Source organism: Pseudoalteromonas sp. QJM3NY_12 (assembly GCF_056173165.1).
In genome coordinates, this window is the sequence record NZ_CM149661.1 from 1,878,522 (window position 1) to 1,893,740 (window position 15,219).

Genomic DNA, 15,219 nt, shown 5'->3' on the forward strand with positions numbered 1-15,219 from the left:
GTAAATCCTTCTAAGCAATTTAAATTTTAGTTGCGGCTAACTGGTCAAAGTCCATTTGCACATAAAAAGGTAAATGCAACGCTTGACTACCTAACTTTAGACCAAACATGTCGGCAAGTGGGAAACTGTCTAATTTATTGAGGTGTAAAGTAAACTCTGGCTTTAAAAATTTAAAATGGTGTATTTTTTTAATCTCAGAGGGTGAGTGCATTACGCTTTGGTATACCGCTGAATCACCGCTGCCATCAGGAAATTGTTTTAACAATATTTGATCCATTTGTGGATTAACAAAGCCACTCAATAGCTGCTTTAATAATGAAAAATCAATACCTAAATGTTTGCGAGAAAACAAATTTGCTACTTGCTCGCCAAAGTCATCAATAATAGATAAGAAATCGCTATCTTGGTGTTTAGAGTTCATAGTAATTGAAAATAACTCATGCATTTGTAGCTTAGATTCAGGAGAAAAATATTCGAAGCACTCTAAAGATATTGAAAAATTCGATAGCTCCGATACACAGCTGGGCATGGTGTAGTCACACAAATACTTATTATAGCCCCATGTTTCGCGACCATTAATAAGTGCATAAATGTTGTTAACACAGATAAAAGCTGGATACCAATATAAGTAGGTTATATCTTCATCCTCAACCTTAGCGACAGGCAACCAAATGATAATATCTGTTTCTTGCATCCAACCATGCTGATCGAATGGCGAGGTCATTGAGGCTATTTTTTCAATATCCGTAAATGTAATAAGTGCAAACTCGCCAAGTATTTTAAAATAAATATTACCCTCACCCCCTATGTTTAACGTTGAATCAATGTACTTTTGTGCTTTCTTAGATTCTATTTCAGCAAAAAAACCATACATATTCGCATTGTGCATACGACAAGGCGGCTTTGCTATTGGATTAGATAAAAAATGTTGATATGGCGCAGATAGTGAACTCATTTGACCCCCTCAGTTAAAAACTGAGTATAGTCAGATATATTTGAGTCTGTTGATCTTTACGAATTAATATTTATGGCTATTCGTGAATTCCACTCAATTCAAAGTATTTTAATAAATTGCTTGCAAAGAAAAATATTGTGGCGTATTATTGCTGCTTGGCTATAAAAAGCCCTAGCGGTTAACCTCTTTACCCTGATCCAGTAAGCCCCGCAAAACGTATATTCAAAAGCTAAGTTATTGTACGGCGAGAACCCCTATTAATACCTTGATGATTTATTTTAATATCATCGTAAAAGTGTCATAAAGATCGTCAACACTGTAATGAAGCTAAACACAATTAGATTATTTATCATCTGTAATGTGCTTTAAGAAAAAGCCCAGAATAAATAACAAAAATAAAGTGAGTTTTATTATGTCATACAAATATAACGGATCTATGATCCAAATAGCACATCCAGTGCAATCAATTTCGGTTAACAAACATCGTGTAATCTTCAGCGATACACAAGGTTTGAAAAATGCATTGTTTCAAAAAGCAAGTGATGCACGTCAATTTGTAAAATGGCTGAAAGCCAGTTAATTATTATTTATAAGTGTTTAACTTATAAATAAATTAAAATGCCAGCTTTATGCTGGCATTTTACTTTTTGGTGTATTACTGACTACACTTAAATCCATGTTTATTTATTTGTTGTAGTGAAAATGCGGTTTTCGTGGATAATACTGTTCGTCTGTGTATTTTTAAGCACAAAGTGTGATGCCAGAACAATAAAATGGATAACGCATGACTTTGCGCCCTATTATATATTGAGCGGTCCGGATAAATCTCAGGGCCGTGATGAAAGTATTATTTCGCTATTAGAGCAACAACTTCCGCATATTAACTTTGAACGTATCATTATTCCCTCTGGTAAAGTTATTCAGGAACTCGCTAACCTGCAATCAAATGCATGCGCATTATCACTTTATAAAAACAAATATCGAGAAGAACGTGTTTATTTCACGCATCAAAGCTCTACAGCTGGTCTTTCTCCATCTATTGCCATGCATCAAAAGCTGAGCATTGCGCTAGGTATTGAAAGCAGTAAATCAGTGTCGTTAACTAATTTATTAGTAAATAAAAAGCTCACCTTGGGTGTATCGATGAATCGCTCATACGGCAGTGAAATTGATAAAATAATTAATACCACACCTAATACAAATATTGTCATTAGACCTACTCGCGATACCCTCAGTACATTAACCTATATGCTTAACTTAGAGCGAATTGATATTTTATTAGGCTACCCCAGTGAGCATTATTATTTAGCAAAAACGATGGGGTTTAGTGACAATTTAACGCAGCGCATGCTGACTGAGGCACCAAAAATTAGTTACGGTTACATTGGCTGTACTAAAAACGAGCAAGGCGCAGAAGATATTGCCACACTCAATCAGCAACTCAAACTAATTAAGCAAACTGAAGACTATAAACAAGTATTAACTCGGTGGTTACCAAGTCACTTAAAATCAAAATTAGAAGCGCATTTACAATAAAAAAGCTAAGCGTGATAACGCTTAGCTTTAACTATAAAACGGTATTATTGACGAATACCTTCAATAAATAAACCAATATCAACGTGCGTTGACGCTGGGCCTAAATCGTAATCAATACCGTAATCGGCTAGTTTTAAGCTGGTTTCACCTTCAAAACCAACACGGTAACCACCCCATGGATCTTTACCTTCACCAATCTTATCAATTTCAAAACTAATTGTTTTAGTAATACCATGAAGGGTAAACTCACCGGTTACTGTGGCTTCTTCACCGTCTTGATCAAACTTAATTGCTGTACTTTTAAAGCTAGCCTGTGGGTATTTGCTTACGTTTAAAAAGTCACCACCGCGTAAGTGTTTATCGCGTTCAGCATGGTTTGAATCTAGGCTTGCTGTGTCGATATTTACACTAATTTGAGATGCGTTTGGATTTTTAGGGTCGTAGTTAAACTGCCCATCAAAGGTGTTAAAACGCCCGTGCAACCAGCTGTAACCTAAATGTTTAATTTTAAAATTAACAAAGGCATGTGCTCCTTTGGTATCAATAACATAGTCTGCAGCACTAGCATGGGTAGCTGTCATAAACATCGCTGCTGATAACGCTGAAGTTAATAGTAACTTTTTCATTTTAAGCTTCCTTTTGTAATTTGATCATTCTAATTAATGTTTTATCTTTATCTATAAAGTGGTGTTTTAACGCACCTAAAATATGCAGCACCACAAACCCGATCAATAAGCATGCGCTGTAATAATGGATCTGCCCTGCTATATCTGCCTGAGAATCAAAGGTAAAGTCGATGGCTTTAACATAAAACAAACCAAACACTTCGATTGGTCGCCCATCAGCAGTAGAGATTAGATACCCAGACACCATAATAATCACTAAAAACAGATACATTAAAATGTGTGCGGTTTGGGCCAGCTGATTTAATTGAGTGTTGGTCCCAATAGGGCTAGGTTTTACATTAAATCGACGCCATAACAGTCTAAAAACAAATACAGCCGCTAAACTCAGCCCTATGCTTTTATGCAAATCTAATGAGCCTTTATACCAGCTATCATAGTAAGTTAGCTCAACCATGTATAAGCCTAAACCAAACAAACCAAAGACAGTCAACGCCATTAACCAGTGTAAAAATATAGCCATCAGGCCATAACCGGTTTTTGAGTTTTTAAACATTGCTTATCGCCAATCTCTAATCTAGTAATAACACTACGATATAATGGATGAGTGGCGATTAAAATAGCATATGCAAACACTTATCGTGCGTATACGCACAGTAAAGTCTATTAATTTAGTATAATTGCAAAAAACTTTATGGGAGGTTAACTTTCGGCAGCCTGATTAAGAGATACATATATTTGGCTATCAGACTCAACTTGTAAGCAAGCAATTAAACCCTCTTTTATCAGTTCTAACATGGCGATAAAACTAACAACAACTCCACTGCGGCCCTCTTCAAAGGTGAACAGTTGGGTAAACGCAACAGGTGCTTTTGCTTGGGATAGTGTGTGTAAAATTAAACTCATACGTTCACGAGTTGACAGGGTTTCTGCACTAATTAAATGATGCTCAAATGTTTTAGCACGCGCCATTACGTCGCTTAGCGCTAACAATAGATCTTTGATTGCCAGTTCAGGTAAGGGTTGGTTTTTTTCTTCTAACTCTGGGAAAGTTGCATTGGCGATAAATATATCGCGACCAACGCGGGGCAAAGAATCGATATTTTCGGCCGCTTTTTTAAATTGTTCGTACTCTTGTAGACGTTTTATAAGTTCGGCGCGGGGATCTTCCTCTTCTTCTAATTCCTCATGCACTGGCAGTAACAACCGCGACTTAATCTGCGCCAGCAATGCTGCCATTACGAGATATTCGCCGGCGAGTTCTAACTGAAACTCACTCATCATTTCTACATATTTTACATACTGCTCAGTAATGCTAAATATAGATAATTCGAGAACATCTAACTTGTGCTTTTTAATTAAATAAAGCAACAGATCTAACGGGCCTTCAAAGGTTTCTAAAATAACTTCAAGCGCATCAGGCGGAATATATAAATCTTCAGGCTTTTCAACAACGGCTTTCCCATGCAAAAATGCCAGTGGCAGCTTTTGCTGCACTGGCATATCTGTAGGTATTAACGAAACCGTGTCAGGCTTTTTCATTGTTATTCAAATGGAGCCGTATCACCGCAGCCTACACGTAAAATTTGAATATCGTCCTCTGATAAATCAATTACCGTGGTTGCTTGCTCTGTGAGGTATCCGCCATGAATAATTAAATCGACATGCTTATCTAGACGATCCAAAATGTCATCGGGGTCCGCTTGCGTGTATTCATCACCCGGTAAAATAAGTGAGCATGACATTAATGGCTCCCCCAATTCAGCAAGTAACGCACAAGCAATTGGGTGTTCAATAACACGAATACCTATGGTTTTTTTCTTATCGTTTAATAAGCGTTTAGGTACTTCTTTTGTGCCTTTAAAAATAAACGTATAAGGCCCAGGGGTATTATTTTTGATCAGCCTAAACATTTGGTTATCTACGCGAGCATAAGTAGAAAGCTCAGATAAATCGCGGCACACTAAAGTAAAATTATGGTGTTTTTCAATACCACGAATACGCTCTATGCGCTCTTTTGCTTGTTTGTTACCTAAATTACAGCCAATCGCATATCCCGAATCTGTTGGGTACACAACTACGCCGCCCTGTTTAATAATATCAACAGCTTGAGAAATTAGTCTAGGCTGTGGGTTATCCGGATGTATATGAAATAATTGACTCATAATGCAACTCCTTCGTGCTTTTCCCATGTTTGCCAAACCCCTTGACAATCTTTAGGTAAGTATAAATTTTTTCCAAGTTCTAAATAACTAGTCGGAAAATGAAAATCAGAGCCTTGAGAGCAAAGCAGGTCGTATTCTTGACTCAACAAGCCTAAAAACTGACGTTCACTCGGGGCCTGTTGCGGTTGGGCAACTTCCATTGCATCACCGCCCACTGATTTAAACTCTACGAGTAGTTTACGCAACCACTTATTCGACATTTTATAGCTACTTGGGTGCGCCAAAACAGCCACCCCACCGGCGGCATGTATCGCTGAAATTGCCGTTTGCATATCACACCAGTTACTCGGTACGTAACCGGTTTTTCCTCGCCCTAAGTACTTTTTAAATACCCCAGGAAAATTTTTAGCCACACCTCGCTCAATTAAAGCTCTGGCAAAGTGAGCGCGAGTAATTTGCGCATTTTCAGCCAGCTCGCGGGCTTGTTGATAAATACCCTCAAAGCCATTTTTAGTTAATCGGTGGCCTATTTCAATTGCACGGGTTTCGCGCTTTTGCTGTTGCTCGCTAAGTAATGTATGCAAAGTGCGATCATTGGTATCAATGTTAAGCCCAACAATATGTATTTCAAAACTCTCCCATTTGGTTGATATTTCAACCCCATTAATCAGTTTAAGCGGCAAGTTTTCACGTTTGATAAAAGCCTGCGCAGGCTCAATTGCGGCCACAGTATCGTGATCGGTAATGGCAAATACATCAATGTTTTTATCGACTGCTCGCGCTAATAGTTCCTCAACGGTTAAATGTCCGTCTGAGTGTGTTGTATGGCTATGTAAGTCGTATTTTATCAAATGAAAACTACTTTAATTAATGGTTTAATGGTGTTTCACACAGTATAACAAGTTTTTTAACGAAATTGTTTTAAATAAACACTTGACACAAAAGCAGTTGATACGTTTTACTGTAGCCACTTTTAGACATTAAAGAATAAATAACAATGAAAAATACAATTCAAAACATCATCTGGTGGTGGCACTCTTAAAACAAAGGGTGATGAATTGTCGTGTCTAAACAAAAAATTCTAACCCGCTACCATGCGGGTTTTTTTATCACTAAATTTTGCAATACAAGATTAACAGGAATTAAAAACATGAATAACGTAAACACTCTTACACATCATTGGTGGCGCCGCTTGGCATAGCGGGACGGTAATGGTCTATCTATAATTTAGACATCGTTATTCAAACCCCGCACTGCTTAGCATTGCGGGGTTTTATTTTTTTAGGGGATGAGGTTTGATTTTTAGTCATATAATAACAACACCAGGTGAAGTGACCAGCATAACGCAAGTACGAGACTACATAAGTAGCCCACTTGCCTTGTATGCGGCACTTGATAAACCTAACTCACTATTGCTTGAATCTGCAGAAATAGATTCAAAAGATAGCGTAAAAAGCTTAATACTGGTTGATTGTGCATTACGTATTGTTTGCCAAGGCAACCAAGTGAGCATCAGTGCGCAATCAAACAACGGCCAACAACTACTTAACTATTTGCAGGCTAATGTACAAAACTGCGCTTCACAGTTAACCGATACCACACTCACACTTGAGTATCACCCAGCCGATGACACCATTGACCAAGCTAGCAAACTGATTGCCGATAACGCTTTTAGTGCACTACGCACTTGTTTAAATAGTATTAGAAGCACCACTGACAATCCGTTCTCAGTGTTTTTAGGCGGCGTATTTGCCTACGACATGGTGGCTAACTTTGAACAACTATCCGATGTGCCTGACGGTGAAAACACCTGCCCAGACTACGTATTTTATTTAGCCGAAACACTGGTTGTTATTGATCACCAAAAACAAACAACCGAATTAATTGGTAATGTGTTTAATGGCCCTGATGTTCACGCTAATTGTTTTGAAGTGGGCAAACAATTAGAGCGCCTTAATACATTGTGCGACCACGCCGCAGACTTTAGTGCCCCAAGCCAAACAGGTGACTGCCCTGTAAATGTTGATATTAGTGATGAGCAATATTGCCAACAAGTGATAAAACTTAAGCAACACATAGTTGATGGCGATATTTTTCAAGTGGTGCCCTCTCGTACTTTCTCATTGCCGTGCCCTGACTCATTACATGCTTATAGCCAGCTTAAAAAGCAAAACCCAAGCCCGTACATGTTTTACATGCGTGATGAAGATTTCTCATTATTTGGCGCTTCTCCAGAGTCTGCGCTTAAGTATGAGGTTAAGTCTCAACAAGTTGAGGTTTATCCGATTGCAGGTACTCGCCCACGGGGTAAGTTTGCAAATGGACAAATTAATCCCGATTTAGATAGCCGTATTGAACTTGAGCTCAGAAACGATCAAAAAGAACGTGCCGAGCACTTAATGCTAGTTGATTTAGCACGTAACGACGTTGCTCGTATTAGCGTGCCTGGTACACGCCATGCCAAAGAGCTATTAAAAGTAGACCGCTATTCACAGGTAATGCACTTAGTATCACGTGTAGTAGGAAAATTAAAACCCGAATTAGATGCTCTGCATGCTTATCAAGCCTGTATGAACATGGGTACCTTAGTCGGTGCCCCCAAAGTCCGTGCGGCAGAATTAGTGCGCAAAACTGAAGGCAAACGTCGCGGTAGCTATGGTGGCGCAGTTGGCTATTTAACCGGTGACGGTGCCATGGACAGCTGTATTGTTATTCGTGCCGCCTTTGTTAAAAATAATATTGCGTATGTGCAAGCCGGTGCTGGGGTTGTATTTGATTCAGATCCAATGTCAGAGGCAAACGAAACGCGCGCTAAAGCCCAAGCGGTGATCACCGCGATTAAATCGACGTATAAGGCAGTATAAAATGAGTGAAGCACACCCTATTAAAATTTACTTTTTAGATAACTTTGACTCATTTAGCTACAACCTTGTTGATGAGCTAACAATGCTAGGTGCTGAGTTAGTAGTTTACCGAAACAACATTAGCGCAGAGATCATATTCGAAAAAATGCAGGCAGAGCGTGGACAAGTACTGCTGGTATTATCACCAGGCCCTGGTGCGCCTAGCGATGCAGGCTGCCTTATGGAGTTAATTAACCTGTGTAAGGGCCAATTTCCAATGCTAGGTATTTGTTTAGGCCAACAAGCGCTAACACAAAGCTATGGCGGAGTAATCGGTCACGCTGGTGAGACCGTACATGGTAAGTCATCAATTATTGAGTTAGACGATCACCCGGTGTTTAACGGGATGGGTAGCACTATACCAGTGGCGCGTTATCACTCATTAATGGCCACAAAAGTGCCTGATAACTTAGCGGTTATTGCAAAGTATCAAGATATTCCAATGGCTATTTATCATCATCAAGACAATGCACTGGGCTATCAATTCCACCCAGAGTCAATTTTAACGCCCAACGGCGCAATGCTACTACAGCAAAGCGTTGCTTATTTAACACGTGCCAAATAAAAGGAACATTATGACTAATCAATTACACAGCCCGCTTAATGTTCAACACGCCATTGAGCACATCATCACAAAGCAGTCACTTAGTTACGTGCAAGCAAAATCGCTATTTGATCAAATTATGCAAGGCAATATGAACGATATTGAACTCTCTGCGCTGCTTATTGGCCTTAAAATGAAAGGTGAAGTAAGCGATGAGATTGCCGGTGCAGCCGCTTCAATGCGTGAAAATGCCATGGCCTTTACCACTAATAAAACGCTACTTGCTGATAGCTGTGGCACCGGTGGCGATGGTTCAAACACTATAAATATTAGTACCACGGCCGCGATTGTGGCGGCCGCGGCAGGTATTAATATGGTAAAACATGGAAATCGAAGCGTGTCGAGTAATTCTGGGTCTGCTGACTTGCTCAAAGCACTGGGGATCAATATCGATATGACCCCAGAGGTCGCTGCTCGTTGTTTAGAGAGCACAAATTTTACCTTTTTATTTGCACCGCACTACCACAGCGGGGTGCGCCATGCGATGAACGTGCGTACCAGTTTAAAAACCCGAACCATTTTTAATATTCTTGGGCCACTGGCTAATCCAGCAGCTCCTGAGGTGCAATTACTCGGCGTGTACGATGAATCTTTATGTATGCCAATGGCACAAACGCTTAATACTCTAGGCACTAAACGCGCTATGATAGTGCACGGCTCTGGTACTGACGAAATCGCCTTACATGGCCCAACACAGGTTGTAGAGCTTAATAATGGTAAAATTACTCAGTACACACTCAGTCCAAGTGATTTTGACCTTGCAAACTATTCACTTGAACAATTAGCCGGTGAAGGCCCACAATACAATGCAAACGCCAGTCTTGCTATTTTACAAGGTAAAGGCACTGAGGCACACAACGCCGCAATTGTTGTTAATGTGGCCGCATTGCTGTACTTAACCGACCAAGCAGAGTCGTTAAAACAAGGTGCGCAAATAACAAACTCTTTATTACGTTCAGGCAAGGCCATGGACACATTAAATGCAATTATTGAGGTAAGTCATGGCTAATGTATTAGACAAAATTATTGCCGATAAAAAAATAGAACTAATCGAGCGTAAGGCTGCACGGCCACTAGAGAGCTTTAAACACCAAGCCAAACCGACTGAGCGTAGTTTTTACAAAGCACTGGCAGCACCTGGTACTCAGTTTATTTTAGAATGCAAAAAAGCGTCGCCCTCTAAGGGGTTGATTCGTCAGCCTTTTGATTTAACAGAAATCACCCAAGCATATAAGCAATATGCCACTTGTATGAGTGTGTTAACTGACGAAAAGTACTTTCAAGGCAGTTTTGATTACCTTGAATTTGTGCGCAGCCAAGTAGAACAGCCGCTTATTTGTAAAGACTTTTTTATTGATGAGTACCAAGTTTATATGGCACGTCTTTATGGCGGCGACGCTATTTTACTTATGCTATCTGTGCTTGACGATCAGCAATATAAAACACTGCATGAAGTGGCCGACTCGTTAAATATGTCAGTATTAACTGAGGTAAGTAACGAAGAAGAAGTTCACCGTGCGCTGGCACTAAATGCACAAATAATTGGGATTAATAATCGAGATTTACGCGACTTAAGCACCGACTTAGCCACTACAGAACGACTACGTAAACTTATTCCTGAAAATAAAGTGGTTATTTCTGAGTCAGGTATTTACACCCATCAAGATGTAAAACGCTTAGCCCCTTTATGTAATGGCTTTTTAATTGGCAGCTCATTAATGGCTGAAGCTGATCTAATACAAGCATGTCGTCGCGTTATATTAGGCGAGAACAAAGTGTGCGGCTTAACCCGCAATCAAGATGCTATTGCAGCCTATAGCAATGGCGCGGTGTATGGCGGGTTAATTTTTTACCCTAAATCCCCCCGCTTTGTTGATTTAGATTGTGCTAAAGAAATCAGTCAAAGTGCGCCTTTAAAATTTGTTGGCGTATTTGTTAATGCTGCTATACCTGATGTGGCTGAACACGCTAAACAACTTAAATTATCAGCCGTTCAATTACATGGCCAAGAAGACGAACAATACATTGCGTCATTACGTAGTGAATTACCACGTAATTGCCAAATTTGGAAAGCACAGGCAATAAAAGATGTTTTACCACAACCCATAGCAGGCGCAGATCGCCATTTATACGACACCCACAGTGATTCACACGCGGGTGGCACAGGTAAAACATTTGATTGGTCGGTACTGCGTGATGCGACCACCCCATTTATGCTTGCTGGCGGCTTAAACCCAGACAATATTAGCGATGCCCTCTATCACGGAGCTTTAGGACTTGATTTAAATTCAGGTGTAGAGCAGTCTCCTGGTAAAAAGTGCGCAAAAAAATTAAATCATGCTTTTTCAAGCATCAGAAACTATTGAGGTTAAAATGCAAAATCCAGCTTATTTTGGCGAGTTTGGCGGTATGTTTGTACCGGAACTGCTTGTCCCTGCGCTTAAGCAGTTAGAAAACGAATTTAATAAAGCACAAAAAGATCCTGAGTTTCAGGCAGAGCTAAGTAAATTACTTAACGAGTATGCGGGTCGCCCTACGCCGCTTACGTTAACGCGTAACTTAGTTAAAAACCCAAAAGTAAAACTGTACTTAAAGCGTGAAGATTTACTCCACGGTGGTGCGCACAAAACAAACCAAGTATTAGGCCAAGCACTGCTTACCAAACGCATGGGTAAAAAAGAAGTCATAGCAGAAACCGGCGCCGGCCAACATGGTGTAGCCACTGCACTTGCCTGTGCATTGCTTGGCTTAAAATGCCGTATTTACATGGGTGCAAAAGATGTTGAACGCCAACAGCCAAATGTATTCAGAATGAAACTCATGGGCGCTGAAGTTATTCCAGTAACGGCAGGCTCGGGCACACTAAAAGATGCGGTTAATGAGGCATTGCGTGACTGGTCAGCAAATTATCAAGAGGCTCATTACCTTTTAGGTACAGCCGCGGGCCCTCACCCTTTTCCAACAATTGTACGTGAATATCAAAAAATAATTGGTGAAGAAGCAAAACAACAAGTACTTAAAGCCGAAGGCCGTTTGCCTGATGCGGTTATTGCGTGTGTAGGCGGTGGGTCAAACGCCATTGGTATGTTTACTGATTTTATTGACGAGCCAAGCGTTAAGCTTATTGGCGTTGAACCTGCAGGTAAAGGGTTAGACACGCACGAACATGGCGCAACCATCTGTAAAGGCACTAAAGGTATTTTACACGGTACTTACACTTATATTATGCAAAATAAAGATGGCCAAATTGAAGAGTCTTACTCTGTATCGGCGGGATTAGATTACCCTGCTGTAGGGCCACAGCATGCCTTTTTACACGAAACTGGCCGTGCTCAATATGTAGGCATTACCGACACCAAAGCACTTGATGCCTTTCAAGCACTGGCAAAGCACGAAGGTATTATTCCGGCACTAGAATCAAGTCATGCGCTAGCCTACGCCCTCGAATATGCAGAAGAGCAAACGCAGGACAGTATTATTGTTATTAATTTAAGTGGTCGTGGCGATAAAGATTTAGCCCACGTACACAAGGTATTATCAGAGGAAGGTCAACTATGAGCCAAGTAAAAACTGACCGTTACGGACAAATGTTTGCTGCACTAAAAGAGCAAAACCAAGGTGCGTTTGTACCGTTTGTGACTATTGGCGATCCGGGTAAAGCGCAAAGCATTGAAATTATTAAAAGCCTAATTGATGGCGGCGCAGATGGACTAGAGCTAGGTATTCCGTTTTCAGACCCGATTGCCGACGGCCCTGTTATTCAAAAGGCCAATATTCGTGCTTTAGATGAGCACATTAATACACAAGATTGTTTTGATATTATTAAAGAAATACGCCAGTACAATGCCGACATCCCAATTGGTTTATTACTGTATTCAAACTTAATCTTTAAACGTGGCTTAGAAAAGTTTTACACTGATGCAAAAGCAGTAGGCGTTGACTCTATTTTAGTGGCTGATGTGCCATTACACGAGTCTAAAATGTTTAGAAAAGCCGCCATGGCAAACGGTATTGACCCGATATTTATCGCCACGCCGAACGCCAGTGACGATACGTTGCGTGAGTGCGCATCGTACGGTCGCGGTTACACTTACTTACTGTCTCGTGCAGGGGTAACAGGCACCGATACTAAAGCACAAATGCCTGCAACACACGTGGTTTCGCGCTTACAAGAGTACCACAGTGCGCCTGCGTTATTAGGCTTTGGTATTTCAACACCTGATGATGTAAAAGCCGCGCTTAAAGCCGGTGCTGCGGGTGCTATTTCAGGCTCTGCAGTAGTAAAAATCATTGAAGCAAACCTAAATGATTTAAATGCAATGACCACACAATTAAAAACATTTGTAAGTGAGATGAAAGCCGCAACAGCGCTTTAATCAACGGTGTTTTTAATCACTAAAAAAGGGCATGTAACATGCCCTTTTTTATTTAAACTGCAAACTTAATGGGCTTGATGCTTACCCTCAAGAATCTCTTCTATAAACTTAGCATTAAACGCGTCTAAATCTGCAGGGCTGCGACTAGTCACTAAGCCTTGATCAACACACACCTCTTGGTCGACCCAGTTAGCACCGGCATTAATTAAATCACTTTTAATACTCGGATATGAAGTGACCTTTTTGTCTCTGAGCTTGTTAATCTCCGCGAGTAACCACGGCGCATGGCAAATAGCGGCAACGGGTTTGTTTTTCTTTGCTCCAAAAAAACCATCTACAAATGCCTTAGCATCCGAGTCTTGGCGTAAGCTATCGGGATTAAACAAGCCACCAGGCAGTAAAAGCGCATCGTAATCACCGGCATTTGCATTGGCTGCTAATTTATCAACAGCAACTTTTTCACCCCACTTGTCTTCATCCCATGCGGTGATCTGCCCTTCTTTAATAGAAACAACATCTATATCGGCGCCAGCCTCAAGTAATGCAGCCTGTGGCGAGAGTAACTCGCTTTGCTCAAACCCATCGGTGGCTAAAATGGCAATTTTTTTACCTTTTAAACGGTTACTGTTATGTAAGTTACTCATTAAATACTCCTTATTTTATTCAATACATAACCGTATTTGCATATCACATACCAAACATAACACGCTGAATATAATAAGATTTTATAAAAGGTAATATACAAGTAATGTAAATTATTTACACTGATTGCAGATACTACAGGCAAAAGTAATAAAGCAAAGAGCCTGTAAGCTAAATAGTGGCTTTTGGGGAAGAAGCGAACTTAACAGGCACTAAAGTTTTAAATTAAAGGCGCTCTTTTAACGCTTTTGCTGGTTTAAATACGGCTTTATTAGCCCCTTGTATTTCAATCGCTTCACCAGTTTGGGGATTACGACCAGTACGCGCTGGGTAGTAACTAAGTGCAAAAGTACCAAAGCCTGAAATTTGTACCTGATCGCCTTCAGACAGCGACTTTGTAATCACTTTTTGTAAGCTGGTTAACGCAGCTTGTGCGTCTTTTTTTGTTAATTCACTCGCATCCGCAATAGCTGAAACCAATTCTGCTTTATTCATTTTTTGCTCCTAAATACACGCCTAGGCTTAAACCTATTAACGTGGCAATACAATGATGTAAAAATAAAAGCAGGCAGGCTAAGGGTTGCAAGGGGGTAAGTCAACCTTAACTGGGAACCAAGTGCCTTACTAAGACTCATTGGGTTTAAATATAATCAGCTTGACTGTTTTATAGTCATAAAGATGACTTAATCGTTTGCTAAGGTGAAATAAAAATCACCGTGAGCAAACGTGAACGCTAATCAATACCGCTGGTTTGAATTTACCTTTATTTTTATTATTCTGCCTTTAATTGGCTTTAATATTCGCCAATATTTATCTAACTGGCTTATTCCAGCACTGATCATCCTCATGAGTGTGTGCTGTATGTTGTTATTAAACGACAGCCACTTTAAACGTTTTAGATTAACTAGCTTGGGGCAGTTTTCTGCTGTGAAGCGCCGCATGTTTAGCTTTTTCTTTATTGGCGCGTTATTTTCGGGGGTATTTTACAACTTACTTTACCAAGGACACTGGTTTACTTTACCTCGTGAAAATCTCACCGACTGGCTAATGCTATTAATGCTCTACCCTTTATTGTCGGTGATCCCGCAAGAATTAATATTTAGAACCTACTTTTTTCATCGTTATAAGCGCATTATGCCCAGTAAATGGCTACGCATTATTATAAGTGCGAGTGTATTTGCACTGGCACATATTGTTTACGCTAATTGGGTTGCAGTAAGTTTAGCATTTATAGGCGGATTACTATTTGCATATACCTACGCACAAAGCCGCTCAACCTTTGCCTGTGTTCTTGAGCACAGCTTATGGGGAATATGGATGTTTACCCTAGGGATGGGTGACTATTTAGACTCTGGCGCACTGAATTAACAAACAGCAATAAAAAAGCCGCGACAGGCGCGGCTTATTTAGATTTA

Annotated in this window: 17 protein-coding genes; 9 read left to right on the plus strand and 8 right to left on the minus strand. The window is 40.3% G+C overall.

Translation table 11 applies throughout. The features are described from left to right. Positions 1-19: 19 nt before the first annotated feature. Positions 20-955 (minus strand): acetoacetate decarboxylase family protein, encoded by a 936-nt coding sequence (locus tag AC0VZ5_RS08675; RefSeq protein ID WP_138605993.1) that lies wholly within the window; start codon positions 953-955, stop codon positions 20-22. 412 nt (positions 956-1,367) lie between these two features. Between AC0VZ5_RS08675 and AC0VZ5_RS08680 the strand changes: the two genes are divergently transcribed. Beyond that, positions 1,368-1,535, plus strand: coding sequence for a hypothetical protein (locus AC0VZ5_RS08680; protein WP_007375427.1), 168 nt, complete (start codon positions 1,368-1,370; stop codon positions 1,533-1,535). Between the two features lie 122 nt (positions 1,536-1,657). Further along, entirely contained in the window at positions 1,658-2,491 is an 834-nt protein-coding gene (locus AC0VZ5_RS08685; protein WP_138605991.1) for a transporter substrate-binding domain-containing protein, read from the plus strand. A gap of 44 nt (positions 2,492-2,535) precedes the next feature. Here the strand turns inward: AC0VZ5_RS08685 and AC0VZ5_RS08690 are convergent, their stop codons facing one another. The 5 genes from AC0VZ5_RS08690 to rnm all read right to left on the minus strand — a co-directional run bounded on the left by AC0VZ5_RS08690 (position 2,536) and on the right by rnm (position 6,130). Next, positions 2,536-3,117, minus strand: a complete 582-nt coding sequence (locus AC0VZ5_RS08690; RefSeq protein ID WP_138596164.1) for a YceI family protein — start codon at positions 3,115-3,117, stop codon at positions 2,536-2,538. Position 3,118: 1 nt separating this feature from the next. After that, a complete protein-coding gene (locus tag AC0VZ5_RS08695) occupies positions 3,119-3,670 on the minus strand; it encodes a cytochrome b (protein WP_010390221.1) in 552 nt (183 codons plus the stop codon). Between the two features lie 146 nt (positions 3,671-3,816). Beyond that, a complete protein-coding gene (locus tag AC0VZ5_RS08700; RefSeq protein ID WP_475472413.1) occupies positions 3,817-4,656 on the minus strand; it encodes a segregation and condensation protein A in 840 nt (279 codons plus the stop codon). Positions 4,657-4,658: 2 nt separating this feature from the next. Further along, positions 4,659-5,279 (minus strand): L-threonylcarbamoyladenylate synthase, encoded by a 621-nt coding sequence (locus AC0VZ5_RS08705; protein ID WP_010390225.1) that lies wholly within the window; start codon positions 5,277-5,279, stop codon positions 4,659-4,661. Beyond that, a complete protein-coding gene (gene rnm, locus AC0VZ5_RS08710) occupies positions 5,276-6,130 on the minus strand; it encodes an RNase RNM (RefSeq protein WP_475472415.1) in 855 nt (284 codons plus the stop codon). The genes AC0VZ5_RS08705 and rnm overlap by 4 nt, the downstream gene beginning before the upstream one ends. A 444-nt stretch (positions 6,131-6,574) precedes the next feature. Here rnm and AC0VZ5_RS08715 point away from each other — a divergent pair, with 444 nt between their 5' ends. From AC0VZ5_RS08715 to trpA, 6 genes are read left to right on the plus strand one after another with little or no spacing between them, the layout of a single operon-like run. Next, a complete protein-coding gene (locus tag AC0VZ5_RS08715; protein ID WP_475472417.1) occupies positions 6,575-8,143 on the plus strand; it encodes an anthranilate synthase component 1 in 1,569 nt (522 codons plus the stop codon). 1 nt (position 8,144) lies between these two features. After that, the gene (locus AC0VZ5_RS08720; RefSeq protein ID WP_178956168.1) at positions 8,145-8,747 is read left to right on the plus strand and encodes an aminodeoxychorismate/anthranilate synthase component II; all 603 of its coding nucleotides are present in this window, start codon (positions 8,145-8,147) and stop codon (positions 8,745-8,747) included. Between the two features lie 10 nt (positions 8,748-8,757). Next, positions 8,758-9,795: an anthranilate phosphoribosyltransferase gene (gene trpD, locus AC0VZ5_RS08725; RefSeq protein ID WP_475472419.1), complete on the plus strand. Its 1,038-nt coding sequence runs from the start codon at positions 8,758-8,760 to the stop codon at positions 9,793-9,795. Continuing rightward, the gene (gene trpCF, locus AC0VZ5_RS08730) at positions 9,788-11,152 is read left to right on the plus strand and encodes a bifunctional indole-3-glycerol-phosphate synthase TrpC/phosphoribosylanthranilate isomerase TrpF (RefSeq protein WP_475472421.1); all 1,365 of its coding nucleotides are present in this window, start codon (positions 9,788-9,790) and stop codon (positions 11,150-11,152) included. Before trpD ends, trpCF begins: the two co-directional genes overlap by 8 nt. A gap of 7 nt (positions 11,153-11,159) precedes the next feature. Then, complete coding sequence (trpB, locus tag AC0VZ5_RS08735; protein WP_417668532.1) at positions 11,160-12,344, plus strand: tryptophan synthase subunit beta; 1,185 nt, start codon at positions 11,160-11,162, stop codon at positions 12,342-12,344. After that, complete coding sequence (gene trpA, locus AC0VZ5_RS08740) at positions 12,341-13,162, plus strand: tryptophan synthase subunit alpha (protein WP_198523266.1); 822 nt, start codon at positions 12,341-12,343, stop codon at positions 13,160-13,162. Before trpB ends, trpA begins: the two co-directional genes overlap by 4 nt. A gap of 65 nt (positions 13,163-13,227) precedes the next feature. Here the strand turns inward: trpA and AC0VZ5_RS08745 are convergent, their stop codons facing one another. Together AC0VZ5_RS08745 and AC0VZ5_RS08750 are read right to left on the minus strand one after the other, a co-directional pair. Further along, positions 13,228-13,806 (minus strand): type 1 glutamine amidotransferase domain-containing protein, encoded by a 579-nt coding sequence (locus AC0VZ5_RS08745; RefSeq protein WP_054201047.1) that lies wholly within the window; start codon positions 13,804-13,806, stop codon positions 13,228-13,230. Positions 13,807-14,029: 223 nt separating this feature from the next. Then, positions 14,030-14,299 carry an HU family DNA-binding protein gene (locus tag AC0VZ5_RS08750; protein WP_054201048.1) on the minus strand — a complete coding sequence of 90 codons (270 nt, stop codon included), beginning with the start codon at positions 14,297-14,299 and terminating at the stop codon, positions 14,030-14,032. A 231-nt stretch (positions 14,300-14,530) separates the two neighbouring features. On the opposite strand from AC0VZ5_RS08750, the gene AC0VZ5_RS08755 reads away from it, so the two are divergent. Then, complete coding sequence (locus AC0VZ5_RS08755) at positions 14,531-15,172, plus strand: CPBP family intramembrane glutamic endopeptidase (RefSeq protein WP_138605975.1); 642 nt, start codon at positions 14,531-14,533, stop codon at positions 15,170-15,172. Positions 15,173-15,219 lie beyond the last annotated feature (47 nt).

Bases quoted from the DNA above. Each gene is read 5' to 3' on its own strand.
- AC0VZ5_RS08675 (WP_138605993.1), bottom strand. From the start codon at position 955: ATGAGTTCACTATCTGCGCCATATCAACATTTTTTATCTAATCCAATA.
- AC0VZ5_RS08680 (WP_007375427.1), top strand. From the start codon at position 1,368: ATGTCATACAAATATAACGGATCTATGATCCAAATAGCACATCCAGTG.
- AC0VZ5_RS08685 (WP_138605991.1), top strand. From the start codon at position 1,658: ATGCGGTTTTCGTGGATAATACTGTTCGTCTGTGTATTTTTAAGCACA.
- AC0VZ5_RS08690 (WP_138596164.1), bottom strand. From the start codon at position 3,117: ATGAAAAAGTTACTATTAACTTCAGCGTTATCAGCAGCGATGTTTATG.
- AC0VZ5_RS08695 (WP_010390221.1), bottom strand. From the start codon at position 3,670: ATGTTTAAAAACTCAAAAACCGGTTATGGCCTGATGGCTATATTTTTA.
- AC0VZ5_RS08700 (WP_475472413.1), bottom strand. From the start codon at position 4,656: ATGAAAAAGCCTGACACGGTTTCGTTAATACCTACAGATATGCCAGTG.
- AC0VZ5_RS08705 (WP_010390225.1), bottom strand. From the start codon at position 5,279: ATGAGTCAATTATTTCATATACATCCGGATAACCCACAGCCTAGACTA.
- AC0VZ5_RS08720 (WP_178956168.1), top strand. From the start codon at position 8,145: ATGAGTGAAGCACACCCTATTAAAATTTACTTTTTAGATAACTTTGAC.
- trpD (WP_475472419.1), top strand. From the start codon at position 8,758: ATGACTAATCAATTACACAGCCCGCTTAATGTTCAACACGCCATTGAG.
- trpCF (WP_475472421.1), top strand. From the start codon at position 9,788: ATGGCTAATGTATTAGACAAAATTATTGCCGATAAAAAAATAGAACTA.
- trpB (WP_417668532.1), top strand. From the start codon at position 11,160: ATGCAAAATCCAGCTTATTTTGGCGAGTTTGGCGGTATGTTTGTACCG.
- trpA (WP_198523266.1), top strand. From the start codon at position 12,341: ATGAGCCAAGTAAAAACTGACCGTTACGGACAAATGTTTGCTGCACTA.
- AC0VZ5_RS08745 (WP_054201047.1), bottom strand. From the start codon at position 13,806: ATGAGTAACTTACATAACAGTAACCGTTTAAAAGGTAAAAAAATTGCC.
- AC0VZ5_RS08750 (WP_054201048.1), bottom strand. From the start codon at position 14,299: ATGAATAAAGCAGAATTGGTTTCAGCTATTGCGGATGCGAGTGAATTA.